Origin of the sequence: Luteococcus sp. (assembly GCF_043424415.1) — a bacterium.
Taxonomy (GTDB): Bacteria; Actinomycetota; Actinomycetes; order Propionibacteriales; family Propionibacteriaceae; genus Luteococcus.
On record NZ_JBHWOO010000219.1, the window covers coordinates 1 to 5,892 of the forward strand.

Genomic DNA, 5,892 nt, shown 5'->3' on the forward strand with positions numbered 1-5,892 from the left:
CAGAACATCGACGGGCTGCACCAGGCCGCCGGGAGCCGCGCGGTTCTGGAGCTGCATGGCAGCGCCCACCGCAATGTCTGCGTCGGGTGCGGTCGTGGGCATGGCATGGACTTCATGCTGGCCACCATCGGGGTGCCGGCCTGCCTGGATTGCGGGGCGATGGTGCGCCCCGATGTCGTGCTGTACGGCGAGGCACTGGACCCCGAGGTGGTGCAGGGGGCCGTCGAGGCGGTTTCGAGCTGTGACGTGCTGGTGGTGGGAGGGACGTCGTTGAACGTCTACCCGGCAGCGGGCCTGGTGGACCTCTTCCAGGGTTCCCACCTGGTGCTGGTGAACCGGGAGGCCACAGGCTGGGACCACCGCGCAGATCTGGTGGTGCACGACTCCCTGGGGGAGGTCCTGGGGCAGGCGGTGGACGAGCTGCTGGACTGAGCGGCCCGTCACCGCCTCTTCAGCGGCTCAGAGTCCCCACTGCTTGGCGAGCTGCTTGGCGCGTTTGCCGGCGGCGCGGCCACCCCACCAGCCCTGCACGCTGGACAACCGCTCCAGGCTCTGGACCAGTTCTGCCCCATGCGCGCCGGGGTTCTGCTCCGCCGCCGGCTCCAGGGCTGCGACGAGGGCCTCGAGTGCCACCTCCAGCGACTTCTTGTCGGTGGAGTGCTCGGCTGCCTGCACCTGTTCGCGCAGCGGGTCCAGCGGGTCGATACGGGCTGCCTCGGCCTCGGCGCGCCGCAGCTCCTCCAGGCGTGCGGCCTCAGCTCGTTCCTGGGCCTCTCGTTCCTGCTCCTCGGCACGTCGCCGGGCCTCTTCGCGGGCGGCTCGCTCCTGCTCGGCTGACAGTCGCTCCTGCTCGGCGCGAGCTGCCGTCTCCTGGGCCGCTCGGGCCTGGGCGTGTTCTGCTTCGAGTCGGGCGCGCTCTGCCGCGGCCTGCTCTGCCTGGCCGGAGACCTCCACTGCAGGCGCTGTCGCCTGCTCCGGGGTTGTGGCCTCGGCCAGCGCCTGTTCCTGCTCGGCGCGTTCCTGCTCTGCGGCGCGCTGCTCCGCCAGGGCCCGGGCCTCCTCCTGTGCCTGGCGCTCCCGCTCGGCCTCTGCCTCGGCGCGCTCGCGGGCGAGACGGTCGCGCTCGGCCTGCTCCTGCTCGAAGCGGTGACGGGCCTCCTGCTGCAGGCGCTCCTGCTCGGCACGTTCTGCTGCCTGGCGCTCCTCCTCGGCGGCGCGCTCGCGGGCGGCCTGCTCTCGCACCTGGTCGATACGTCGCATCGCCTCGGCATCGTCCTCGACGTGCTCGCCGGGGGCTGTGCGGGGGGTGAGCGTCTGGACCGGATCGGGGACCTCCCAGTGCGGTGTGCCCTCCCCTCCCTCCAGCTGCGCCCCACGGGCCAGGGCACGCAGTGCCGTCATGGGGTCATGGTGACCGTAGAGCTGCTGGTCGCGTTCGGAGCTGCGCAGTTCGGACAGGACGGCCCTGGCGGCATGCAGGTCGGCGCTGGCGTCCGCCCCCTCGGCCTGGGAGACCTCGGCTCGCACCATCAGGGCGACCGCCCGCGCGGCCGCGTTCACGGCGATCGACGGGTGGGCCTGCAGGCGGGAGAAGACACCGTCGATGGTCTTGCGCGCCGCGGCCGAACGTCCAGCAGCGAGCTCGGCATGGGCCTTGGACGGGGCGACGAAGAGCTGGGTCGGCAAGTGCTGGCCGACGGGCTTCTCCGCCTTGAGCAGGGCATTGAGCGCCTGCTGGGCGTCCTCGGCAGCGCGCAGGGCCTCGCCCTCCTGCTCCGTGTCGGCGAGCGACCAGGCCTGGTCGCTGCGGGCCAGGGCCAGGTCGATACGGCCATTCTCGCCGCGGCGGGCGGCGCTGCGGTGCAGCAGGGTCGACAGCTCCTCGCGGGCCTCCAGTGACTCGTCGATGCGGCCCATCTCCTCGAGGCGGTCCGCGCGGTCACGCATCAGGGCGAAGGCGGGTGCCACCAGCCGCTCGAGGTGGGGCCTGGCCATGCGGGGAAGCTGGGCCAGGTCGTCGCGTGTCCAGGCGCGCCAGCGGTCGAGGGCCTCGTCGAGCAGGGCCAGGGACTGCTCCGGCAGGTTGACGGCCCATCGGGCGTCGGCGCTGGTGCGCAGGGCGTCCAGCAGGACCACCAGCTGGTCATCGCCCAGCTGGCCCTCGCGGGCGGTGCGCAGCGCGGCGTCGGCCCAGGCATTGGCTGCAGCCAGGTCTCCGGTGGCGAGGGCGTGCTGGGCCATGGCCAGCAGCACCCAGGTGGTGGTGCGCGCATCGAGCTGTTCGGCGAGTCCGGGGCGCGTCAGCTGGTCCTTCCAGGACAGGGCGGCCTGCATGGTGCGGCCGGAGGCCTCGTCCAGGTGCATGCCCCGCTGGATGGTGGCGACGTGGGTGAGTGCGGTCACGTAGCGGGCCGCATCGACCATTGGTGTGTAGGGACCGACCGGTCCTCGCGAGGAGACCAGGCGGTCGGCGGCCGTCACGGCCTCGGTCGCCTCGGGTGCGGCCTCCGCCCACGCCCGGGAGAGCAGGCGCAGCCCGGTCGCGGCATTCAGGGCGTCGACGAACTCCTCGGTGCGGGTGGGGTCGCTCGCCATCCAGCCACGCAGCTGCTTGACGCTGGAGACCGTCTTCTTGAGCTGCTTGGCATGGTCATCGCGGGGTTGGTTGTCTGCCATGGGGTCCATTGTGGCAGGACTGGGCGATGGCTGAACCGCGCAGGCGCGTGGGTGCCGTCCGTGGTTGGCTGGTGCCATGCACCTTGGCATTGATTTCGGGACCACCCGCACCGTTGTCGCCCAGTCCGATCGGGGCAACTACCCGGTCGTCGGCTTCGAGGACCTCGACGGCGACCTGCACGACTACTTCCCCAGCCTGGTGGCCGTGGACCCCGAGGGTCGGACGAGCTTCGGCTTCGAGGCGCGCCGGGCTGCCGAGGAGGGCGCCACGCTGGTGCGCTCGGTCAAGCGTCACCTTGCCTCTGCCGACCTCACCCTCGACAGCACCATGAGCGTGGCCGGTCGGGAGCTGGTGCTGCTCGACCTGGTCAGTGGCTATCTGGCGGCCCTGAGCGAGGCGCTGGTGACGGGCTCCACCTGTGCCCGTGGCGAGGCCTTGGGGCGCGTGGCGGTCGCGGTGCCTGCCCATGCCTTCACCGCGCAGCGACTGTTCACCCTGGAGGCCTTCGAGAGGGCAGGTTTCGCGGTTTCCTCCATGCTCAACGAGCCGTCCGCGGCCGGTTTCGAGTACACCCACCGTCACGCACGCACCGTGACCTCGCGCCGCAACCGGGTGCTCGTCTACGACCTGGGTGGCGGCACCTTCGACGCCTCGCTGGTGCAGGCCGACGGGACCCGTCACGAGGTGTTGGGTTCGGCCGGGGTGAACCGGCTCGGTGGCGACGACTTCGACCTGGTGCTGGCCGATCTGGTCCTGGCCAAGGCAGGGGTGGACGAGGCCTCGCTGCCGGTGACGGCCCTGGATGCGCTGGTGGAGCAGTGCCAGCAGGCCAAGGAGTCGCTGACCGCCCAGACGCGACGCATCCCGGTCGAGCTGGACGGGGAGCTCGTGGTTGTGCCGGCGGAGGACTTCTATCGGGCGTGTGATCCGCTGGTGGAGCAGAGCCTGGAGACGATGAGCTCGCTGGTCGATTCGCTCGGCCCCGAGACAGAGGAGCAGGTCGCGGGCATCCATCTGGTGGGAGGCGGTTCGTCACTGCCGAGTGTCCCTCGTCGCCTGCGGGAACGCTTCGGCCGCCGCGTGCACCGCGCCCAGCAGCCGGGTGCCTCGACTGCGATCGGCCTGGCGATCGCCGCCGATCCGGAGTCGGGCTACAGCCTGACCGAGCGACTGTCGCGCAGCTTCGGCGTCTTCCGTGAGCAGGAGTCGGGAGCGCGGGTGGTGCTGGACCAGGTGCTGTCGCCGCAGCAGGAGGTGAAGTCCGATGGGGCGGCGGTGACGCGACGTTACCGGGCGGTGCACGACCTGGGCGTGCTGCGTTTCGTGGAGTGTGCGGACGTGGCGCAGGACGGTTCGCCCGCGGGCGCGCTGGCGCCCGTGGGTGAGCTGCGTTTCCCCTTCGATCGTCGGCTGCAGGACGGGCGTGACCTGTCGGGGCATCGGGTGGGGCCGCTGCCGGACGGGGAGGACGTGTGGGTGGAGGAGGTCTACCGCGTCGACGGTAGTGGCGCGGTCTCGGTGACCGTCACCGACCTGGGGACGGGTTTTACCCTGGAGGCCCAGTGGGGCTGATGACCGGCCGGACATGATGCGTGGCCCGCACCCCAGTGGGGGTGCGGGCCACGCGTGTGCCGTGGGGGGTCGGTCAGTTGAGGGCGGCGACGGCGGCGTCGTAGTCGGGCTCGGTGGTGATCTCGTCGACGAGCTGGCTGTGCAGGACCTTGCCCTGCTCGTCGAGGACGACGACGGCGCGGGCGAGCAGGCCCTGGAGGGGGCCCTCGGTCTGCAGGACGCCGTAGTCGGTGCCGAAGCTGCCGCGGAAGTCGGAGCCGACCGTGACGTTCTCGATGCCCTCGGCGCCGCAGAAGCGGGCCTGGGCGAAGGGGAGGTCCTTGCTGACGTTCACGACGGTGGTGTTGTCGAGGCCGCCGGCCAGTTCGTTGAACTTGCGCACGCTGGTGGCGCAGACGCCGGTGTCGACGCTGGGGAAGATGTTGAGGACGACGCGGCGTCCTGCGAGGTCCTGGGAAGTGACGGCGGACAGGTCGGCGCCGACCAGCTCGAAGCTGGGGGCGGTGCTGCCCTGGGCCGGCAGCTCGCCGGAGGTCTGGACGGGGGTGCCCTTGAATGCAGTGGTAGCCATGGCTCCTGTCTAGCACAGGCTGGTCCGAGAGATGAAGGCTTTGGCCTACGATGTAGCACATGAAGGATCGTGACTTCACGGCATGGTTCGTGGTGACGGCTGACCAGCGGGATTCGCGTCACCACAGTGACGCCGTCGACCCGGTGTTGGCACAGTTGCGGGCCCTCTCACCCACCCCGTGGGTACTTCCTGCGGAGCGAACTGCGGGTGACGAGGTGCAGCTGCTGGTGGACTCCTCCGCCCAGCTGGTGCGCGTCGTGGAGGTGCTGGTACGTGATGGCCGTTGGTGGATCGGGCTGGGGCTGGGGCAGGTGGAGCGCCCCCTGCCCGAGTCGACCCGGGAGGCACGAGGTGGTGCCTACCTGGCGGCCCGGCAGGCGGTCGAGCTCGCACACCGCTCCCCCACCGGGTTGCGGCTGGTCGGCGACGAGGTTGTCAGTGGCGATGCCTATGGTGACTGCATCAGGAATGCGGAGGCGGCTCTGTGGTTGTGGCAGGAGGTGCTGTCTCGACGAAGCAGTGAGGGGTGGCAGATCGTGGACCTGCTCGAGGAGGGACTGGGCGTGGGCGAGGCGGCGCGGCGACTGGGGATCAGCCCTTCGGCGGTGAGCCAGCGCCATCGTCGGGCTGCGTGGGAGCAGTCGGTGCGGGGCCGTGAGCTGTGCGCCGCCCTGCTGCTGCAGGCCCAGCAGGAAGCCTCCGCTGCCCTGCGCGCAGACGACACCGGGTGCGCGCGATGAGCGGGTGGGAGGCTGCACTGCTGCAGGTGGTCGCGGTGGTGGTTCCCGGTGCACTGGCGGTGCTGCTGGGTGGGCCGGTGGTGCAGGCCGTCTTCCGCCGGGTGGATCGTTCTGCGCATCGGGCCATCGGCACGGGCCGGCGTCCTGCGGTTGAGGGCTCTGGGATCGAGGGTCGTTCGGCCCAAGACCCAGCCGCCGATGGGGTGGTGGCTGCTGCGCAGCAGTTGCCGGGCGGGGCGTGGATCGGGCGTCTTGAGCGGCTGGCGATCTTCTCTGGTCTTGTGGCGCGCTATCCGGAGGCGATCGCGATCTGTCTGGCGCTCAAGGGATTG

General features: G+C 71.1%; 5 protein-coding genes and 1 pseudogene. 4 read left to right on the forward strand and 2 right to left on the reverse strand.

What is annotated here, in order from left to right; all coding sequences use genetic code 11:
• Window positions 1-432 (forward strand): Sir2 family NAD-dependent protein deacetylase (locus ACHFFZ_RS12730; RefSeq protein ID WP_394276978.1); only part of this gene is annotated, 432 nt, incomplete at its 5' end.
• Between the two features lie 27 nt (window positions 433-459).
• On the opposite strand, the gene ACHFFZ_RS12735 is transcribed toward ACHFFZ_RS12730, so the two are convergent.
• Window positions 460-2,676 carry a hypothetical protein gene (locus ACHFFZ_RS12735; RefSeq protein WP_394276979.1) on the reverse strand — a complete coding sequence of 739 codons (2,217 nt, stop codon included), beginning with the start codon at window positions 2,674-2,676 and terminating at the stop codon, window positions 460-462.
• A gap of 76 nt (window positions 2,677-2,752) precedes the next feature.
• Between ACHFFZ_RS12735 and ACHFFZ_RS12740 the strand changes: the two genes are divergently transcribed.
• Window positions 2,753-4,249, forward strand: a complete 1,497-nt coding sequence (locus ACHFFZ_RS12740) for an Hsp70 family protein (RefSeq protein ID WP_394276980.1) — start codon at window positions 2,753-2,755, stop codon at window positions 4,247-4,249.
• 73 nt (window positions 4,250-4,322) lie between these two features.
• Here ACHFFZ_RS12740 and tpx read toward each other — a convergent pair whose 3' ends face one another.
• A complete protein-coding gene (gene tpx, locus ACHFFZ_RS12745) occupies window positions 4,323-4,820 on the reverse strand; it encodes a thiol peroxidase (protein ID WP_394276981.1) in 498 nt (165 codons plus the stop codon).
• 59 nt (window positions 4,821-4,879) lie between these two features.
• Here tpx and ACHFFZ_RS12750 point away from each other — a divergent pair, with 59 nt between their 5' ends.
• Window positions 4,880-5,560 carry a hypothetical protein gene (locus ACHFFZ_RS12750; protein WP_394276982.1) on the forward strand — a complete coding sequence of 227 codons (681 nt, stop codon included), beginning with the start codon at window positions 4,880-4,882 and terminating at the stop codon, window positions 5,558-5,560.
• Window positions 5,557-5,892, forward strand: a pseudogene (locus tag ACHFFZ_RS12755) (hypothetical protein); the annotation flags it as partial. The gene ACHFFZ_RS12750 and the pseudogene ACHFFZ_RS12755, both read left to right, overlap by 4 nt.